This window comes from Corynebacterium sp. HMSC11D10, assembly GCF_001806995.1.
Taxonomy (GTDB): domain Bacteria; phylum Actinomycetota; class Actinomycetes; order Mycobacteriales; family Mycobacteriaceae; genus Corynebacterium; species Corynebacterium coyleae.
Window position 1 is genome coordinate 1 of record NZ_KV787029.1, and the last position, 17,910, is coordinate 17,910.

Genomic DNA, 17,910 nt, shown 5'->3' on the forward strand with positions numbered 1-17,910 from the left:
GCTGACTGGGATTAAGTTACACACACCCAAACAACAACACAAATCGCCAGCGTAGAGCGTGTTTTCTAAGCGTCTTTAAATCCTTGTTTTGGGTTAATCACGCCAAAAACGAACAACACCTGCAGACTCAGGCCGATTACAAAAAACAAACCCGCGATGGCCAGCGCGTATGCGACTTGGGCGGGGTGGGGGTCGTCGATAAGCAATGTGTCTTTGACCGCGAAGAACAGGAACATCGCAGGGATGAGACCAACGTCTGTGCGCCACACCTTCAGCGGTGCGCCGAGCACAGCACTGGCGAGGCCCGCTGCCCCCAGAGCAAGAACCGCCCTCAGACCGATTGGCGCGACCAGCAGCAACACCGCCATATAGAGCGCAACCGATGCCAGGGCGGCACCCCAATACAGGACCAGCCAGCGGCGGCGTGGAACGCCGAAACTCGTCATCGACGTCGCCCCGAGAATGCCTGTGCCGGCGCTGCAATAGACCATGGCCCAGACGAGGATTGGCAGGCTCACGAGGAACTGGGCGAGAGGCTCGCTGCTCACCACTCCGGCAAGGGAGAGCAAAAGGCTATGCGCAACCGCGATACCTGCTGCCCACAACAGTTGCGGTTTGAAGACCACCTCGAAGATGAATCCGCCCCGGCCGATGAGGCCACGCACCGCGCGCCGCTCCACGTCGTTGGTCACCTCGACATAGCGCGACCCCATCAACAAGCCAACGACCACTGCGCAGAGCGCGCCGAGCAGGCCAACCCAATCAGGGCGCGCCGCCAACGACACGGCAACTCCGCACAACACCGCCGGCACCACCCCAAACGCTGCAAGTTTCACAGCGCGCGAGCGCGGGATGCCGAATGCCGTATAGGCAGTCTCCTCCTGCTGCAACGCGGCAAGCACAAGCACCGTCACCATGCTGGGTTGGATCGTCGCAGCAAGCGCACTATCCACCGCAAACGGTCCAACCCCCATGAGCGCGATCAGGGGCACCATCCACAGCAGTCGCTTCAGCGACGAGGCGACAAACTGGTGGCGGAAAAACCCGAAAAGCGTGGTGTTCATCTACGACACCTCCAACACGTGCTCGATGAGGTCGTCGAACTTGGCGGCGCGGGCATGGCGCGGGGCGTCGTCGAGAGGAACAAGCTCGGGGCCAGCAACAGCGAACGCGTCCGCATCCTCCGGAACACATTGCTTTGCGACGACCCCATCACGCCCCAGAATCACCGCACTGTCCAGCACTTTCGCGGCGTCATCGATGTGGTGTGTGGCCATGACGATCGTGCGCTTCGAGTCCGCCTGCGCCAACAGGTGGCGGTAGAACACGTCGGTGTTGTGGGTGTCGAGGCCGACGTAGGGCTCGTCGAGAAGCAAAAGCTCGGTGTTGGAGGCTAACCCGATGACGATAGAGACCATGGCACGCTGACCACGAGAGAGCTTCTCGTAACGGGTGCCCAGGGCGGGGTCGAGAGCGAAGTCGGCGATGAGTGTGTCCGCGACGGTTTGGTTCCACGTGCGGAAGCGCAGGCGCGCGCCCTTGATCACGTCGGCGGCGGACCACCAGCCGGGGTACGCGGTATCGACGCCGGTCAGGCACGTGTTGTCCATCACCCGGGCGTTGTCGAAGGGGCGCTGCCCGAGCACCTCCACGGTGCCGCCCGCGGGTTTGAGTTGCCCGGCGAGGATGCGCAGGAGGGTCGACTTGCCCACGCCGTTGCGGCCGAGCAAGCCGTGGATGCCGGGGCCGAGATCGAAATCGACGCCGTTGAGCACGTGCGTCTTGTCAAAGCGGTGCGTGAGGCCAGCGGTGTGGATTGTCATCGGTACAGTCCTCTACTTTCTGCGACGCGGTCGATGAGGTCATGGAGATCGAGGCGGGAGTAGCCGAGGTGGACGGCTTCGTCGATAAGCGGTGCGATGTACTGGCCGGCGAACGCCTCACGGCGAGTGGCCAGGATGCGCTCGCGGGCGCCATCGGTAACAAACATGCCGAGGCCGCGGCGCTTCTCCAGCACGTTGTCGCCCACAAGCAATGCCAGCCCCTTGCGCGCAGTGGCGGGGTTGATCTCGTGGAACTGCGCCAACTGATTCGTCGAGGGCGCCTGATCGCCGGGCTTGAGGGAGCCGTCGACGATGAGGTCCTCGACGAAACTGGCGATCTGCACGAATAACGGCTCCGCATCAGTATTCACGACGCCTCCATTCGCCTCACTGGTTAGTTACTCGAGTAACTAACTGACTAACACGGTTTACGGAGGCTCGCAACCAAAAAACAGAAAAAGAACATGGAGAACCCGCACAAAATCAGGCAAGATGGGCCGTGCAAATCAACTTAGCAACGAAAAGAATCGGAATTTAGGAGCCATGCTTGAACGCACACTGGTGTTCGTCGACACGTCTTACCTGCTCGCGAGCTTTTACAACTCGTGGGAAATCGGCGCAAGAGCCCAACTAGAAATCGACCTCCCCGAGGTAGTCAACACCCTCGGGAACATGATCACCGAACAACTCCATCAACCCATCCATAGGCAACTCTGGTACGACGGCATCCCCGACTCCGGGCCACACCGCTACCAACGCGCGCTGCGCACCTGCGACGGCGTACAACTCCGCACCGGCCAACTCATCGAATGGGGCGAACGACGCACCCAAAAAGGCGTCGACACACGCCTTGTTGCCGACCTCGTCGTCAACGGCCTGAGCGAAAAATTCACCGACTTCGTCCTCGTCTCCGGCGACGCAGACATGATCCCCGGCGTCGAAGAAGTCACCCGCAACGGCACCCGCGTACACCTCTACGGATTCGGGTGGGACTCCATGTCCTCCGCACTGCGCCACGCATGCGACAGCACCACGATTCTCGACCCGCGCGAGGACTTCTCCAACGCCATGCGCCTGCAAGTCCTCGAAGGCCCCCTGCCGCCGACCATCCGAGAGCGCCCGCTTAACGACGCCGCACCCCTCGACGAAGCCGACGGCCCGACCTCCGTCCCAGGCCTTGGCCCCGAGCCGCTCAGCGCCGAATGCGCCAACGCCGAAGCAGAGAAACAGGAAGAGAAGACGGGTGCTGGCGATGGTTCGGGTGCCGGTGCTGATGCGTCGCAGGGTTCGGCGGAGAGTTCGGCGGAGGGCTCCAAGACCTCTGAGGCCGAGACCACCGAAGCCAAGCCTGCTGCACCTGCCTCATCTGCTGCACCTGCAGCGCCGAAGCCTTCCGACATTGTCGGTGCTCCGGTTGCCCAGCAGCGCACGCACGAACCCGACGAGCCGGAACTCGACGAGCCTTCCGAGGCACAGGTCGAGGCCAACAACGAGTCCAACAAACCCGGCAACAAGCAGGTCTCCAGCGAACAACGCCCGGCTGCCACTCCGGCGCCGACGCCGGCCGCAAAGACAAGCCCTTCGGATACCGACTCGTCCGCCGACTCAACCAAGGCGGAGGATTCCGCGCCGCAGCAGGGACCGAAGCCGGCACCGAAGCCGTCGATGATGGCGCCGCGCCGCAAGCTTCGCTCCCGCTACGTCCCGCTCCCGGAGGAGGTGTGGACGTCCGCCGGCTTCCAAACCCCCTACGACGTGGGACAACAGTACGCGTCATGGTGGTTTGAAAACGCCGCCACCATGGAGCAGCGCGACAGCGCACATCTGCTGTCGGGTGGCGGTCTGCCACCGGAGATCGACAGGCCACTGCTGCAGTTCGCCTGCGAAACCCTCCACGAGTACACGCTGAGCGAAACCCAGCGCGTCAATCTTCGCGACGGGTTCCACTCCGGCATCCGCGGTGTCCTGATCAACATCCGTCGCAACTAGTCGCTTTACGACGACACCGGGGCCGCCAACCACCTTGCGGCCCCGTTTTTGTGTTGGTTGCCCTGCGCTTCTCTTCTGCTTCCGGCGCCTCCCCGTCTGCCCCCCTTTCTCGAAATAGTTCCCCGCGCGGGAACTTTCTTCGGTTTCCGGCGCCTTCAGGGCGACATTTTCCCAGGTCGGCAGTTCTAGACACCCGTGGTCGGACAAAATAGTTCCCGGATTCAGCGTGAACCTGGGAACTTTTTTGCGGCTACGCAGCCGCCCCTGACAGATTTTGAGAAATCTGTCAGGGGCGATTTCTGACCAGGCGCGATGCCGACGGCTGACAGATTCCGGCGGAATGTGTCAGGAAAGGCCTAGCGCTCGGCGCCAGAGTCGGTCTCGGCGTCAGTGTCGGCATCAGCCTTAGCGTCAGCATCCGACTCGGCTTCGCGGAGGTAGGCCTCGGCGTCGGCGATGGTGTCGTCGGCAACGCCAGTGTCGGCAGTCTCAGCAGAATCGGCAGCGTCCCCCTCGGAGCCGGCTTCGAGCTGGCGGTCGGCTGCGGAAGCAGAAGCACCCGAACCGGCCTCGAGCTCGCCGCCCATGGAGGCGCGGATCTCGGCGAGACGGTTGGAGGCGGCCGCATCGGAAGAGCCGGACTCGATTTCGGCGATGCGATCGTTCATGGAGTCCTTCATCAACTCCTGCTGGCCAAGTGCGTTGGCGTAGCGCCGTTCGATTTTGTCGCGTACGCCGTCGAGGGTGGGCACGTCGTCAGTATTGAACTGGTTCATCGTGTCCATGGTGCGGGCCGTGTGCTCCTGCATCTTGGCCTGGTTGAGCTGGGACTCAAGTTGGGAAACCTGGGCCAGTTGCTCCTGCAGGCGGGCCTCGGACTGCTTCTGCTTTTGCTGTGCTTCCTTGGCGGCGTGGTCGGCGGAGGCGTAGGACTGCTTGGTTTGCTCAAGTTCCTGCTCGACGGACACCAGTTGGGTGGCGATGACCTCGGCGGTGGAGTTGAACTGTTGGGCCTTTTCGGTGTCGCCGGCGGCGGTGGCCTTGTCGGCAGCCTGGAGGGCGGTGCGTGCCTTGGCCTGCAGGTCGTCCTGGGACTTAATCAGACGGTCGAGTTTCATCTGCAGCTGGTTGCGGTTGCCGATGATGTTCGCGGCCTGCTGGGTGATGTCTTGGTGCTGCTTCTTCGCGGCTGCGATGGCCTGTTGGATTTGCACCTTCGGGTCGGCATTCTCGTCGATCTTGGTGTCGAAAGACTGCATAAGGTACTTCCAGCCTTTGGTAAACGGGTTCGCCATGGTTGGGTCCTTTCGGTGTTTGTCGGTTTGGGTGCGTCGTCGTTAGGCAAGTGTACGCATGAAAAAAGCGCCCGGCAGGCGGGCGCTTGGTTGCTGAGGTCTAGTTTTCCTCGGTGTTTTGGGCTGCGATCTGACGGCGAACCTCGTCCATATCGAGGGCCTTGACCTGGCTAATCACGTCTTCGAAGGCGGCCGGCGGAAGGGCGCCCGCTTGCTGCCAAATCATGATTCCGTCACGGAATGCCATCAGGGTAGGAATTGCCTGAATTTCAAGTGCGGCTGCGAGCTGCTGGTTCGCCTCGGTGTCGAGTTTGGCAAACGTCACGTCGGTGTGGGTCTCGGATGCCTTTTCGTAGGTTGGGGCGAACTGGCGACAGGGGCCGCACCAGGAGGCCCATGCGTCGACAAAGACGATGCCGTCCTGAGTGACGGTTTGCTCAAACGTGTCCTCAGTTACATCAACGGTGCTCAACGTTTCGCTCCTTATTGCGTTAGGTTATTCTCTTGGACGTTGTGCAAAGTACAACGCGATGAGTTTTGTCGTATTCCAACCCGTGTTGGGCCGCTTTAAGGAGGCGCTCACCAGTCATGACCAAGACCTACAAGATTTCTGGTCCTGATGATGAAGTTGCTGTTGCTTCACTTGCAGATGAACTTTCGATGGTGGAGGGCGCGCATGAGGTGGACATCAATATGGAGGATGGGGTCCTGACGGTTGTCGGGTTCTTGTTCACCGATGAGGATGTCCGGCTGGCGGCGGTGAACGCGGGCTACGATTTACATTTGTAACCGTTTGAAACTGCATGAGGAGGCTGCGATGGCTGAGCGTACGTTCCAGGTTGATGGCATGACCTGCGGACATTGTGAATTGAGCGTGCAGGAAGAGGTCGGCGAGATCGCTGGCGTCACCGGCGTAAAGGCTGATCACAAGTCCGGCAATGTTGTTGTGGAGGGCGAGGGCTACTCCGACGCGGATATTGCTGCTGCTGTTGAGGAAGCGGGCTACAAGCTGGCTTAATCGGGGGATTTTGCCACGGATATATGGTGGGGGCATGACTCAACCTCCTGTGGCACTACAACAGATCGAGCTCGGCGTAACAGGGATGACCTGTTCGTCGTGCTCTTCGCGTATTCAGCGCAAGTTAAACAAGCTCGACGGCGTGGATGCGTCGGTAAATTACTCCACGGAGACTGCGACTGTTTCGTTTGACCCGTCGTCGACGTCGACGCAGTTGCTTATCGACGAAGTCCGCGCCGCCGGCTACGACGCCTTTGAAATGGGTGACGAAAACGGTGGGGAACCTGGTGGGGACGGGGGTTCGTCGACAAGCAATGCTCTCGATGAGGCGCGCGACAATGAAGCGGAGCAGCTGAAGCGCACGACGATTTGGTCGGCGCTGGTGTCGCTGCCGGTGATGCTAGTGAGCATGATTCACGGGCTGCAGTTTCCTAATTGGGAGTTTGCGGCGCTGGCGGCTACGACGCTGGTGTTTTTCTCCGCAGGCAGTGTGTTCCACCGTGCGACGTGGGTGAATCTGAAGCACGGCGCGATGACCATGGACACGCTGATCACGCTGGGTACGTCGGCGGCGTACCTGTGGTCGATTTGGGCGCTGTTTGTTGGTGGCCCTGGTGAGCCGGTGTACCTGGAGACCGCGTGTGTCGTGATCACGTTCCTGCTCTTGGGTAGGTGGTTTGAGACGCGCGCGAAAGGGCAGTCCTCGGAAGCGCTGCGCGAACTGCTGAGCATGGGCGCCAAGGACGCGGCGGTGATCCGCGGGGATAAAGAGGTCCGGGTGCCGATCTCGCAGGTAGTTGTGGGGGATCGTTTCGTGGTTCGCCCTGGTGAGAAGGTGGCCACGGATGGGCGTGTGATCTCGGGGCATTCAGCTATCGACGAATCCATGCTGACCGGCGAGTCCGTCCCGGTGGAGGTCGGCGAGGGCTCGATAGTCACCGGCGCGACCCTGAACACGTCGGGGCGACTGGTGGTGGAGGCCACCCGTGTTGGGTCGGAGACGACGCTGGCGCAGATGGGGCAGCTGGTCAAGGACGCGCAGGCTGGCAAGGCGCCGGTGGAGCGTCTGGTGGACCGGATCTCGCAGGTGTTTGTGCCGACGGTGGTTGTGATTTCCCTGATCACGCTGGTGGGACACCTGTTGGTGGGCCATGCGGTGGAGGACGCGTTCACAGCTGCGGTGGCGGTGTTGATCATCGCCTGCCCGTGCGCGTTGGGCCTGGCCACGCCGACGGCGATCTTGGTGGGTACCGGCCGTGGCGCCCAGATGGGGTTGTTGATTAAGGGCCCGGAGGTGCTGGAATCCACACGCCAGGTGGACACGGTGGTGATGGATAAGACCGGCACGGTGACTACCGGTCAGATGGGTGTGGCCGAGGTGCTGCCTGGCCCGGGCTACGAGGCCGAGGAGGTGCTGAGCCTGGCTGCCGGTGTGGAGGCTGGCTCCGAGCACCCGATCGCACAGGCGATTGTTGAGGCCGCCGACGATGTCCCCGAGGCGACCGGCTTTGAGAATCTTCCAGGCCAGGGTGCTTCCGCGCGTATCGACGACCGCCTTGTCCGCGTCGGCCGCCCCACCGGAGAGCTTGGTGCCCTGGCGGATGCGTTCACTGAGGCCGAGCAGCGTGGCGCGACCGCCGTTGCCGTGGAGGTCGACGGGATTGTGGCTGGTGGGATTGCTGTGCGAGACACCGTAAAGGAGGACTCGCGCGATGCCGTCGCACGCCTGCGAGACCTGGGGATGACCCCGCACCTGCTCACCGGCGACAACCAGGGCGCGGCGGAGGCTGTAGCGGCTGAGGTTGGGATCGACCCCGCCAACGTCACCTCCGGCGTGCTACCGGAGGACAAGGTCAACGTGGTCAAGCGGCTGCAGGAGTCGGGCCACCGGGTGGCCATGATCGGCGACGGTGTCAACGACGCCGCCGCCCTCGCCCAGGCAGACCTTGGTATGGCGATGGGAGCTGGCACCGACGTGGCCATTGAGGCGTCGGACATTACGTTGATGCATTCGTCGCTACGTTCCGCCGTGGACGCCATCCGCCTGTCGCGCAAAACGTTGAAGACCATCAAGGGCAACCTGTTCTGGGCGTTCGCCTACAACGTGTTGCTCATCCCGGTGGCTGCGCTGGGGCTACTCGACCCGATGCTTGCCGGTATTGCGATGGCCTTCTCGTCGGTATTTGTGGTGTCCAACTCGCTGCGCCTCCGGGCGTTCAAGTCGGCGTAGGTGAGCGTTAGTTTCTTGCGCTGCTGCGATCCAGCATGAGCAGGACGAAGCCAACCGCGATCCAGATGGCAAGCACCCACCAGCTGGCTCCGGCGCCGAGCCCGTCGAAGAAGGAGACGGAGCGGATCAGGTGACCGGTGGCGCCGACTGGCATCCACTGGCCCAGTGTCGACCACCCGGCCGGCAGCAGCCACGGCCCAGTTGCCAGTCCTGAGAGCGGATTGGCCAGGAAGATGGTCAGGATTGCGCCGATGCCCACACCTGGGATGCCGATGATCGCGGCGAGGCCTGCAGTGAGCATGGAGGTTGCCAGGATGCCGCAGCCGATGCCGAGCCACTCAAGTGCGAAGTTGCCGGTCAGGGTGCCGTACACGGAGTGCAGCATCCAGGTGACCACAAGCGAACCAACTGCGGCGATACCAGTCAGAACCGCGAGCTTTGCCCACTTGTTGCCGCGGAAGAGGAAGGTGGCGATCACCGCGGAGATGATGCCGCCAAACGCCAGCGGCAGGCCGAGGACTGCAAGGCCGGTTGCCTGCGGGTCATCTTGAGAGGTCGGTGCCAGCTCTTCGCGGGTGACCTCTACGCCCTGTGCTTCCATCTTGCTGGCCATGCCCTCAATCATCTGCGCGTAGGGTGCGCCGTTTCCGGCCGCGGTGTAGGCGGTTGCGCCGGTGGGTGCGATGCTCAGGCCGCCGACGACTTCGCGGTTGAGAACGGCGTCGCGCACCTCCTCGCCTGAGCCGTAGACGGTGATGTCTGGGCCGTCTTCGCCCATTGTTTGTTCGAGTTGGCTGACCATTGGTTCGGGCGCGGCGATGGCAATCGGCACGTCCTTTGGCCCGGATGCGAACGTTGGCGCGAGGAACGCGAACAGCATCAATCCGATGATGATTGGGATACCGATGCTCGCTCCAAGCACCTTTGCTACGGCTGGTCGTTGTGTTTTCGATGCGTTAACCATTGCAAATCTCCTATCTGGAACACGGTGTTCTATTTCTATAGTTCGAACATAGTGTTCCGTTTGCTATGGTGTCAAGCATGAGACAGGACGCCGCTGACAACCGATACGCCATCGTCACCGCAGCCAGGCAATTGCTTCTCGACGAAGGCCCGGGTGTGTCCATGCGCACCATCGCCAAGGCCGCCAAAGTGGGTGTGGCAACCGTGACGCGCCACTTCCCTGAGCGCATCGAGCTTCTCGGTGCCGTCGGCGCCCAAGCCGTTAACGACATCGCCCAAGTCATCGACGACCATGCCGTCGAGTTCACGGTTGATACGCGTAAGGCTTGGCGCAGCACCGTCCATGCCATCGGCAGCCTTCAACATGCCGCCCTCGCTCAGGCAATATTTATGGACTCCATGCAGGATCCAGGGGTGGGGCCGGAGCGCCAAGGGGTCGTCGATAAGCGTGCTGCAGAGCTCCGGGAGATTTACGGGGGCCTCCTCGCGCCGGCGAAGCGCGCCAAACTGTGTCCGGCCAACCTGGATCCGTTGGAGTTTCACATATCGCTTGGCATTGTGAGCCGACCGCTACCTGCTCAGGCACCGGACCTACTGGGCCAAGACAAGCTCACACACAAGTTGATCGACACACTGCTCGACGGCTTGGAGGCCCAGGCACGCTCAGCTGAATATTAAGTTCCGAGTTTTCGCAGGCCACGGCCTAAACTCCCCCTGCATGAACACTGATCAACAGCTCACGCGCACTGAGCGCCTCGACCGCCTTCCTGTCACCCCGAAACACAAACGCCTGCTTGTCGGCTCCGGCATTGGCTGGGCGCTGGACGCGATGGACATCGGCTTGGTGTCGTTCATCATCGCAGCACTCGCCATCCACTGGGATCTAGACAAGACCACGACGAGTTGGATCGCGTCGGTTGGGTTTATCGGTATGGCGATCGGCGCGTCGCTCGGCGGGTTGCTCGCCGACAAGATCGGACGCCGCCAGGTGTTCGCCGCGACGCTGCTGCTCTACGGGTTGGCCACGGGCGCGTCGGCGCTGGCGTGGTCGGTCGCGTCGCTGATCGTGTTCCGCTTCCTGGTGGGCTTGGGCCTCGGCGCGGAACTTCCCGTTGCGTCCACACTGGTCAGCGAGTTTTCTCCACGTAAGGTGCGCGGGCGCATGGTGGTGCTGCTCGAAGCGTTTTGGGCGGTGGGTTGGATTCTGGCGGCGGTGATCGGCACGTTTGTCGTCGCTAATGGCGAGACCGGTTGGCGCTGGGGCTTCGCCATCGGCGCGCTACCCGCCCTGTACGCGATCGTGGTGCGCCTGGGCCTGCCGGAATCGGTGCGCTTCCTGGAATCCAAGGGCCGCCACGACGAGGCTGAGGAGATCGTGCGTTCCTTCGAGGCTGAGGCCGACCCCGCCAACTACGACACCACTGTCCCTGCACAGGAGGAGCCGATCCAAGGTGGCATCTGGGGCGCTGCTTTGCGACGACGCACCGCCGCCTTCTGGACCGTCTGGTTCTGCGTGTCGCTGTCCTACTACGGCGCCTTCATCTGGATCCCATCCCTGCTGGTGGAGCAGGGTTTCTCGCTCGTGCGGTCATTCACGTTCACGCTGATTATCACGCTTGCGCAGTTGCCGGGCTACGCGGTTGCCGCCTGGCTCATCGAGGTCTGGGGGCGCAGGACGACCCTGTCCGTGTTCCTCGCAGGGTCTGCGGTCTCCGTGTTCGGCTTCGGCATGGCGAGTGCCGAGTGGCAGATCATCCTCGCGGGCTGCCTGCTGTCGTTCTTCAATCTCGGCGCATGGGGCGCGTTGTACGCGATCGGCCCGGAGCTCTACCCCACCGCGATCCGCGCGACCGGCACCGGCGCGGGTGCCGCGTTCGGCCGCATCGGTTCGATCCTCGCCCCGCTCGTGGTCCCGCCGGTGCTGGCGTTCGGCGGCTCGACCGCAGTGTTCGGCGTGTTTGCCGCAGCGTTCCTGCTGGCGTGCGTCGCTGCGTTTACGTTGCCGGAGCAAAAGGGAGTTGCGCTTGCCTAGCGACGACACCACGTACCATCCCACTCATCCCCCGTTCCCGTGTTAAGGATTGCCATGCGTCGCGTACTCGCCCCCTTGTCTCTGCTGACCGCCTTGTTGCTCGCCGGTTGCGCGGGTGGGACCGGCGAGCCGGAGACCATCGTGGTCACCTCGACCGAAGTCGTCGACGCACCGGCACCTGAATCGGCGCCGGAGGCGAATCCCGAAACCGAGCCGGAATCCGAACCCGAGGCTGCACCAGCACCAGAGCAGCCCGCTGCCCCGCTAGCCGGAGCGTTCGAACTCGACCCGGCGTACAAAGGTCAGGTCGGCGGCAAGTGCGGCATGACACCCGACGGCGCGAAGATCTCAGTCGGCGACACCACCTCCTGCGACCTCGCGGCAGCGGCCTACCCACATGCGATTAACGCCACGTGGGCCTGGAGTAACAAACCAAACGTAACGTCGGTGCCGTTCACGAATATCTCCGGTGTACCCAGCCCCATCACCGGCGGTGCGTATGACCTGCGCTGCGCTGTCGGATCTTCGGGGCAGACGATGAGCTGCTACGGCCCGGACAACGACCCGTACATGACCTACGAGCTCGAGATGACCACAACGTGGCACCCGCGCATCAACATCGTTGGGGAGTACCCACACAACTAACTAGCCGTGGGCCATGTTGACGAAGCGCGAGTAGTGCAGCTGGTGCGCCACCGGGATGGTGTCAATCGGGCCGCCACGGTGCTTAGCCACGATGATGTCGGCTTCGCCGGCGCGCTCGTCGTCACGATCCTGTGAGTCCGGGCGGTACAGCAGGAACACCATGTCGGCGTCCTGCTCCAGCGAGCCCGACTCACGCAGGTCAGCCAACTGCGGGCGCTTGTCCGTGCGGGCTTCCGGGCCACGGTTGAGCTGCGAAATCGCAATGACCGGAACCTCGAGCTCCTTGGCCAACAGTTTCAGGTGGCGGGAGAACTCCGAGACCTCCTGCTGGCGGGACTCAACGCGCTTGCCGGAGCTCATCAGCTGCAGGTAGTCCACCACAACCAAATCCAGACCGTGCTGCTGCTTGAGGCGGCGGGCCTTGGAGCGAATCTCCATCATGGTGAGGTTCGGGGAGTCGTCGATAAATAGCGGCGCATCCTGGATCTCCGTGAGGCGCTTGGTCAGCTTCTCCCAGTCGCGCTCCTCCATCTGGCCGGAACGCATCGCGGAAAGCTTGATCTCCGTCTCGGCGGAGAGCATGCGCATAATGATCTCGGAGGCACTCATTTCCAGCGAGAAGATCACGCTGGTTTTGCCCTGGTGGATCGAGCAGGAGCGCATGAAGTCCAGCGCTAGTGTCGACTTACCCACACCAGGACGTGCTGCGATGATGATCATCTGGCCGGCGTGAAGGCCGTTGGTGAGCTTGTCTAGGTCGATAAACCCAGTCGGCACGCCGGCCTCGAGGGCGCCGCCGGATGCGATCATGGTCAGCTCGTCGATAGTTGGCTTGAGCAATTCCGAGAGCGGACGGTAATCCTCGCCCACGTTATTGCGGGAAATGGAGAACACCTTCTGCTGCGCATGGTCGACGAGCGCTTCGATCTCCATGCCCTCTTCGCCCTCGTAGCCCAACTGGACCACCTGGGTGCCGGCGTTAACCAGCTGGCGCAGGATCGACTTCTCTTCGACGATCTCCGCGTAGTAGCCGGCGTTCGCCGACGTCGGCACCTCAGAGATCAGCGTGTGCAGATACGGGGCGCCACCGACGCGCTCCAGTTCGTTGAGACGGTCCAAGCGTGCCGCGACAATGAGCACGTCGACGGAGCTTCCCTGGGAGAACAGGTCCAGAATCGCCTGGTAGATAAGCTGGTGCGCCGGGTGGTAAAAGTCATCCGGCCGCAGCCCGTCGGCCACGTCCAGGATCACGTCCGGGTTGAGCAGCATTGCGCCGAGGACGGAACGCTCCGCGCGCTCGTCGTGGGGTGGGGTGCGGTACTCCTGCTGGACGTCACCACGGTTGTTGCCGTACTTGTTGTAGCGCTTCTGGCCACCCTTGCCGTTGCCACCGAAGTTATCGCCGCCGGCGAAGCGGTTGGAGCCGCCAGTGTTTTGTTCGAAGTCGGCGAAGTCCCCAAAGTCGCCGTAGTCCGCTACCGGCTCCGGTGGTGGTACGTAGTCGTCGAAGCTGTCGTTCGCACCCATGTTTTCCCCTTTCACTGTGGCTATGACACTACCCTCTCCCCCGACATTTTCTAGACCCACTAAACGAGTTATCCACAGGGGCTGTGAAATCTTCCGTCGTTGTGCGGGTAGTTATTCACAAGTCATCCACCCAGCTTGTGGAGAACTTGTGTACAGCGACACCAAACCCGCAGGAACTTATCCCAAACGCGCAGGTCAAACGCTATTCATCCAAACCGCATACCCCGGGTGTAGCCGGGGGATAACTTCTCACCACGGGGTTTGACAAAGCACATTTCAACAGTTTCGGACCCCTTTTTTGGCCCCTGCAGCCACGTGCCCAGGCACTTTGGATCCACACTTATCCACATCAATCACACGCCATGACAACTGTTCCGCAGTTACAGTGCATACATGGAAACACGAGGCATTCTTTGGATCTACGCCATCGCAATGGTGGTGTTCCCTGCGGCGTGGATAAGCCTGTTGCGTCTGATCGGCGGCGGTTGGGAATTTCGGACCGTCACGGCGGCCTTCGGCACCCTCGAGGCCGCGACCACATTGCTCGCGCTGGGTGGCGCCGTCTGGTTCACCGCCGCGGCGCGCGGTCGCAAGAAAATAGGCGCACTGGTCACGGTGTGGCTCGCAACCGCCTGCCTCGTCGTCGGCTGGGGCTCGATGGCCGTTGCGCATTGGGAGGAGTACCAGGCCGACATGGCGTTACCGATCATCAACTTGTTCATGCTCCTCATCCCAGTCGGCACGGTGCTTGTCTTCGCCGCCGCTATCGCCGAGTCCGCATCACGCGCGCGAAGCAAACGCCAGCGGTAGCACCTCCACCCCGTACCGCTCCGCAATGTCGGCCGCCGCAACCGTGACCGACCAGCCCGAATCCATCTCCCCGGTCAGCAGCAGCACGGGGCCTGTCTCCACCTCAAGGCCCGTGTAGTCATAGTACCGGTCAAGCCCGTTGACGCGAAACGCCGAGTTTCGTGCTTCTACCTCGCGCGATGGCGTATCGACGACCCCACCAAACCGCATCTGCCCCACCCTTGCCAGCGCTTCTGCGGTAGCCACGATCATCTCGTTTCGTGCCGGATCAGCATCGCCCAAAGCGACGACAGTGGTGGGGCGTTCCTCCCAGGCCCAGTCCGCGAGCACGGCGACGAACCGGCCCAGCCAGGCATCCTCACGCCAGTTGCTCAGCGGCCGGTAGGTGTTCGCCCGCAGCAGCTCTGCCAGGGCGGGACCGCGGGCGACGTCGTTGAGACGCCCCAACGCCTTGCCTTGCAGCACGCCCTTGATCTTGCCGCGGCGCGCGGAGCCGGTCGGCCACATTTTGCGCTGGGTGAGTTGGATGCCGGGGGCACGCAGTTGTTCGCCCATACGCTGCGCCAACGCAGCATCCACGTCTACAGGCAGGTGGTTGCCGGTGCAGTTGTCGCAGCGCCCGCAACGCTCATCCGCGCCAAGGGTCGGGTCGTCGAGTTCGCGGCGCAGAAACGCCATGCGGCACCCGTCCGTGGCTTCGTAAGCCAGCATCAGGTCCTGCTCGCGCTTACGCGCTTCGGCGAGCCCACCGTAGCGCTCGTGGTCATACTCCCAGGCGGCACCCGTAGACACCCAGCCGCCCTTGACGCGGCGCACGGCACCGTCGACGTCGAGGACTTTCAACGCCTGATCAATGCGGGTACGGGAGAGGTCCACGAAGTTTTCCAGTTTGGGTGTAGAGAACGGTTCCTCGCTCAGCGCGCCGAGAAGTTGGCGCACCACGTGTTCCTCCGGCATGGACACGGACGCGAAGTAGTCCCACACGCGTTCGTCCTCAGGGCCGGGCAGCAGCACAACCTCGGCGTGGTCGGTGGCACGCCCGGCGCGGCCGATCTGCTGGTAGTAACTCACTGGCGACGACGGCGCCCCCAGGTGCACCACGAACCCCAGGTCGGGTTTGTCGAAGCCCATGCCCAGCGCGGACGTAGCCACGAGCGCTTTGAGTTCGTTGTCGATCAGGGCGCGCTCGAGGCGTTCGCGTTCCTCCGCCTCGGTGCGTCCGGTGTACGCGGCGACGTTCCAGCCAGCGTTTTCGAGTGCCTCGGCGAGGTCGTGCGCAGCGGCGACGGTCAGGCAGTAGATGATGCCGGAGCCGTTGACATAGGCGAGGTACTGCGCGATCCACGCCGCGCGCTGGGTTGGGTCCGGCAACTGCACCACGTTGAGTGCGAGCGACTCGCGGTCCAGCCCGCCACGCAGCACACCGGTGTTCTCGCCGAGTTGAGCCACAACGTCTGCCACCACACGGTCGTTCGCGGTCGCTGTCGTGGCGAGGACCGGGGTGGCCTCCGGGAGGTCGTCGATTAGCACCGCAATACGGCGATAATCGGGGCGGAAGTCGTGGCCCCAGTCCGAAATACAGTGCGCCTCGTCCACCACCAACATCCCTGCAGAGCGCGCGAGTTGCGGCAGCACCTGCTCTCTAAAGTCCGGCGCGTTGAGGCGCTCTGGGCTGATTAGCAGCAGGTCATAGTCGTTCAGGTGCGCTTGGATCTCGTCCCACTCCGTCATGTTCGCCGAGTTGATCGTCGCCGCGCGAATCCCTGCGCGCGCCGCCGACTCCACCTGGTTACGCATCAACGCCAACAGCGGCGACACAATAATCGACGGCCCCGCCCCCGCCTCACGCAGCAACTTCGCCGCAATGAAGTACACCGCCGACTTACCCCAACCGGTGCGTTGCACGACAAGCATGCGCTTGCGCTGATTCACCAACGCGTCGATGGCGGTCCACTGGTCGTCGCGAAGCATGGCTTCGGGGCCCGCAATGCCTTTGAGAAGTTCGTCTGCTTGTGTGCGCGTCGCTGTCATGGCGCAACCCTATAACACCGCCACGACACGGCCCTGGCCTGCAGCTACAGTAGTATCAGCGTCATGGAATCATTCGACGAGTCGGAAGTCGCGAGCTACGAGGAAACACGGCGACTTACGCACGCTGAGCTCGATCGTATTTTCAACGAGCGCGCTAACCTCATGGCGCGACTCAAGGACGCTTAACCAAATTCCCCCTCTGCCCAGTCCGCCATGAACTCGGCGATGCCGTGCGGGTCCGCAAGGAAGTCGCGCGTCGCCCGAAACGCCAGCGTGTCCTCCACGGCGACGTTGCGCTCCACACCGTCGTCGCTGATCTCGACGATCTCCGCACCCGGGATCGCCGCCACAATGGGCGAATGCGTGACGACGACTACCTGCGCCCCCACCTCACCCAACGCATGCAACTGCGCCAACAGGGCCATTTGGGCGACGGCGGACAGACCAGACTCGGGCTCGTCGAGAAGATACAGCGCGTTGGGGATCAGCCGCGATGTCAGTTCGAGGACCGATTCGCCGTGGGAGCGCCCGCCGAATTCGGTGATGCGCGTATGTGTTTCGCCGCGCAGGAAGTAGCCGACTTTCGCCCGCGGGCCGGTGGTCAGGGTGAGCACGCCGTACAGCGGGTCGTGGGCACCCGCCTTTTCCACACCCCACGTGCCGCCTTCCAACGTGAACCCCCAGGCACGCGCCATGCCTTCCAACAGCGTGGACTTGCCCACCCCGTTGCCGCCGGTAATCACCGTGATTGGCCGCCTCAAGGCAAAACCGAACTCGGCGACGTGCGCGATGGCCGGGGTTTCCACAGCCCATGGCGGTGCAGCTTGGGCGTCGACGTCAACGCGTTGGATGAACATCATGGCCCCACCAGGTAGCGGGCGGTGCCGGCTGGGTCGTTGATGAATTCGCGGGTGGCGGTGACGGGCTCGCAGTCGTCGTAAAGCATGGGCTCAAGGTCGGGAACATGCAGGATGCGGGCGTCTGGGATGGCGAGGAGCACGGGCGAATGCGTTGCGACGACCACCTGTGCCCCACGCCGCGCTAGCACCGTCAGCAGGCCGAGGAGTTCGAGTTGGGAGAAGGTGGAGAGGCCGTCTTCGGGCTCGTCGAGAAGAATTAGCGAGTCCGGGCCGAAGCGGGTGCGCACCAGATCCATGATGCCCTGGCCGTGGCTGCGTCGAGTGAGGCCTACAAGCGGGTCGCCGGGGCCGAGGCTCTCGTGATATTCGGCCAGGTCAAGGTATGTCTCGCCGCGCAGGAAGTAGACGTCGCGGGGATTTTCACGGCGGATCAGCGTGAGCGAGCGGTGCAAAGCCGAGTGGTCGGCCGCGGTGAAGCGCGCGTGACGCGACCCTCCCGCTGCGTTGACCCCCATGGCCACGGCAATCGCCTCGACGAGCGTGGACTTTCCGGACCCGTTATCGCCGGTCAACAGCGTGACCTGGCCTAACTCGAGCGGCGTTTGCTGGAGGGAGTGCACCACCGGCAGATCGCGCGCGTAGCCCTCGACAGGAGCATCAATGCACACGCGGGTAAGAAACATGGGG

19 protein-coding genes are annotated in these 17,910 nt (G+C 62.9%); 9 read left to right on the top strand and 10 right to left on the bottom strand.

The genetic code is table 11. The features are described from left to right. Positions 1-65: 65 nt before the first annotated feature. Genes HMPREF3120_RS02830 through HMPREF3120_RS02840 form a run of 3 tightly spaced genes read right to left on the bottom strand, consistent with a single transcriptional unit; the run spans position 66 to position 2,194 of the window. On the bottom strand, positions 66-1,064 hold the full coding sequence (locus tag HMPREF3120_RS02830) for a hypothetical protein (protein WP_070450663.1): 999 nt from the start codon (positions 1,062-1,064) through the stop codon (positions 66-68). Beyond that, positions 1,065-1,823: an ATP-binding cassette domain-containing protein gene (locus HMPREF3120_RS02835; protein WP_070450665.1), complete on the bottom strand. Its 759-nt coding sequence runs from the start codon at positions 1,821-1,823 to the stop codon at positions 1,065-1,067. After that, positions 1,820-2,194, bottom strand: a complete 375-nt coding sequence (locus HMPREF3120_RS02840; protein ID WP_070450666.1) for a GntR family transcriptional regulator — start codon at positions 2,192-2,194, stop codon at positions 1,820-1,822. Before HMPREF3120_RS02840 ends, HMPREF3120_RS02835 begins: the two co-directional genes overlap by 4 nt. A 172-nt stretch (positions 2,195-2,366) precedes the next feature. Between HMPREF3120_RS02840 and HMPREF3120_RS02845 the strand changes: the two genes are divergently transcribed. Beyond that, complete coding sequence (locus HMPREF3120_RS02845; protein WP_070450668.1) at positions 2,367-3,812, top strand: NYN domain-containing protein; 1,446 nt, start codon at positions 2,367-2,369, stop codon at positions 3,810-3,812. A gap of 356 nt (positions 3,813-4,168) precedes the next feature. Here HMPREF3120_RS02845 and HMPREF3120_RS02850 read toward each other — a convergent pair whose 3' ends face one another. Next, positions 4,169-5,107 (bottom strand): PspA/IM30 family protein, encoded by a 939-nt coding sequence (locus tag HMPREF3120_RS02850; RefSeq protein ID WP_070450670.1) that lies wholly within the window; start codon positions 5,105-5,107, stop codon positions 4,169-4,171. A 100-nt stretch (positions 5,108-5,207) separates the two neighbouring features. Beyond that, positions 5,208-5,579 carry a thioredoxin gene (gene trxA / locus HMPREF3120_RS02855; protein WP_070450672.1) on the bottom strand — a complete coding sequence of 124 codons (372 nt, stop codon included), beginning with the start codon at positions 5,577-5,579 and terminating at the stop codon, positions 5,208-5,210. Between the two features lie 116 nt (positions 5,580-5,695). On the opposite strand from trxA, the gene HMPREF3120_RS02860 reads away from it, so the two are divergent. From HMPREF3120_RS02860 to HMPREF3120_RS02870, 3 genes are read left to right on the top strand one after another with little or no spacing between them, the layout of a single operon-like run. After that, complete coding sequence (locus HMPREF3120_RS02860; protein WP_070422039.1) at positions 5,696-5,896, top strand: hypothetical protein; 201 nt, start codon at positions 5,696-5,698, stop codon at positions 5,894-5,896. A gap of 28 nt (positions 5,897-5,924) precedes the next feature. Next, on the top strand, positions 5,925-6,125 hold the full coding sequence (locus HMPREF3120_RS02865) for a heavy-metal-associated domain-containing protein (protein ID WP_070422040.1): 201 nt from the start codon (positions 5,925-5,927) through the stop codon (positions 6,123-6,125). A 34-nt stretch (positions 6,126-6,159) separates the two neighbouring features. Further along, positions 6,160-8,355: a heavy metal translocating P-type ATPase gene (locus HMPREF3120_RS02870; protein WP_070450674.1), complete on the top strand. Its 2,196-nt coding sequence runs from the start codon at positions 6,160-6,162 to the stop codon at positions 8,353-8,355. Between the two features lie 7 nt (positions 8,356-8,362). Here the strand turns inward: HMPREF3120_RS02870 and HMPREF3120_RS02875 are convergent, their stop codons facing one another. Then, positions 8,363-9,319, bottom strand: coding sequence for a hypothetical protein (locus HMPREF3120_RS02875; protein WP_070450676.1), 957 nt, complete (start codon positions 9,317-9,319; stop codon positions 8,363-8,365). Positions 9,320-9,396: 77 nt separating this feature from the next. Between HMPREF3120_RS02875 and HMPREF3120_RS02880 the strand changes: the two genes are divergently transcribed. Genes HMPREF3120_RS02880 through HMPREF3120_RS02890 form a run of 3 tightly spaced genes read left to right on the top strand, consistent with a single transcriptional unit; the run spans position 9,397 to position 11,995 of the window. Further along, complete coding sequence (locus tag HMPREF3120_RS02880) at positions 9,397-9,996, top strand: TetR/AcrR family transcriptional regulator (RefSeq protein WP_168156399.1); 600 nt, start codon at positions 9,397-9,399, stop codon at positions 9,994-9,996. 40 nt (positions 9,997-10,036) lie between these two features. Beyond that, on the top strand, positions 10,037-11,350 hold the full coding sequence (locus HMPREF3120_RS02885) for an MFS transporter (protein WP_070450680.1): 1,314 nt from the start codon (positions 10,037-10,039) through the stop codon (positions 11,348-11,350). A 54-nt stretch (positions 11,351-11,404) separates the two neighbouring features. After that, a complete protein-coding gene (locus tag HMPREF3120_RS02890) occupies positions 11,405-11,995 on the top strand; it encodes a hypothetical protein (protein ID WP_070450682.1) in 591 nt (196 codons plus the stop codon). Here the strand turns inward: HMPREF3120_RS02890 and dnaB are convergent, their stop codons facing one another. Beyond that, complete coding sequence (gene dnaB, locus HMPREF3120_RS02895) at positions 11,996-13,522, bottom strand: replicative DNA helicase (protein ID WP_070450684.1); 1,527 nt, start codon at positions 13,520-13,522, stop codon at positions 11,996-11,998. It abuts the gene before it with no gap. Positions 13,523-13,915: 393 nt separating this feature from the next. On the opposite strand from dnaB, the gene HMPREF3120_RS02900 reads away from it, so the two are divergent. Then, positions 13,916-14,332, top strand: a complete 417-nt coding sequence (locus HMPREF3120_RS02900; protein ID WP_070450686.1) for a hypothetical protein — start codon at positions 13,916-13,918, stop codon at positions 14,330-14,332. On the opposite strand, the gene HMPREF3120_RS02905 is transcribed toward HMPREF3120_RS02900, so the two are convergent. Then, entirely contained in the window at positions 14,303-16,363 is a 2,061-nt protein-coding gene (locus HMPREF3120_RS02905) for a RecQ family ATP-dependent DNA helicase (RefSeq protein WP_070450688.1), read from the bottom strand. The two genes, HMPREF3120_RS02900 and HMPREF3120_RS02905, sit on opposite strands and share 30 nt — an antisense overlap. A gap of 63 nt (positions 16,364-16,426) precedes the next feature. On the opposite strand from HMPREF3120_RS02905, the gene HMPREF3120_RS12440 reads away from it, so the two are divergent. After that, positions 16,427-16,549 (top strand): hypothetical protein, encoded by a 123-nt coding sequence (locus tag HMPREF3120_RS12440; protein ID WP_256365573.1) that lies wholly within the window; start codon positions 16,427-16,429, stop codon positions 16,547-16,549. On the opposite strand, the gene HMPREF3120_RS02910 is transcribed toward HMPREF3120_RS12440, so the two are convergent. Together HMPREF3120_RS02910 and HMPREF3120_RS02915 are read right to left on the bottom strand one after the other, a co-directional pair. Continuing rightward, positions 16,546-17,223 (bottom strand): AAA family ATPase, encoded by a 678-nt coding sequence (locus HMPREF3120_RS02910; protein ID WP_083284749.1) that lies wholly within the window; start codon positions 17,221-17,223, stop codon positions 16,546-16,548. The genes HMPREF3120_RS12440 and HMPREF3120_RS02910 overlap by 4 nt on opposite strands. Beyond that, positions 17,220-17,906: an AAA family ATPase gene (locus tag HMPREF3120_RS02915; RefSeq protein WP_070450690.1), complete on the bottom strand. Its 687-nt coding sequence runs from the start codon at positions 17,904-17,906 to the stop codon at positions 17,220-17,222. Before HMPREF3120_RS02915 ends, HMPREF3120_RS02910 begins: the two co-directional genes overlap by 4 nt. Between the last annotated feature and the right edge of the window lie 4 nt (positions 17,907-17,910).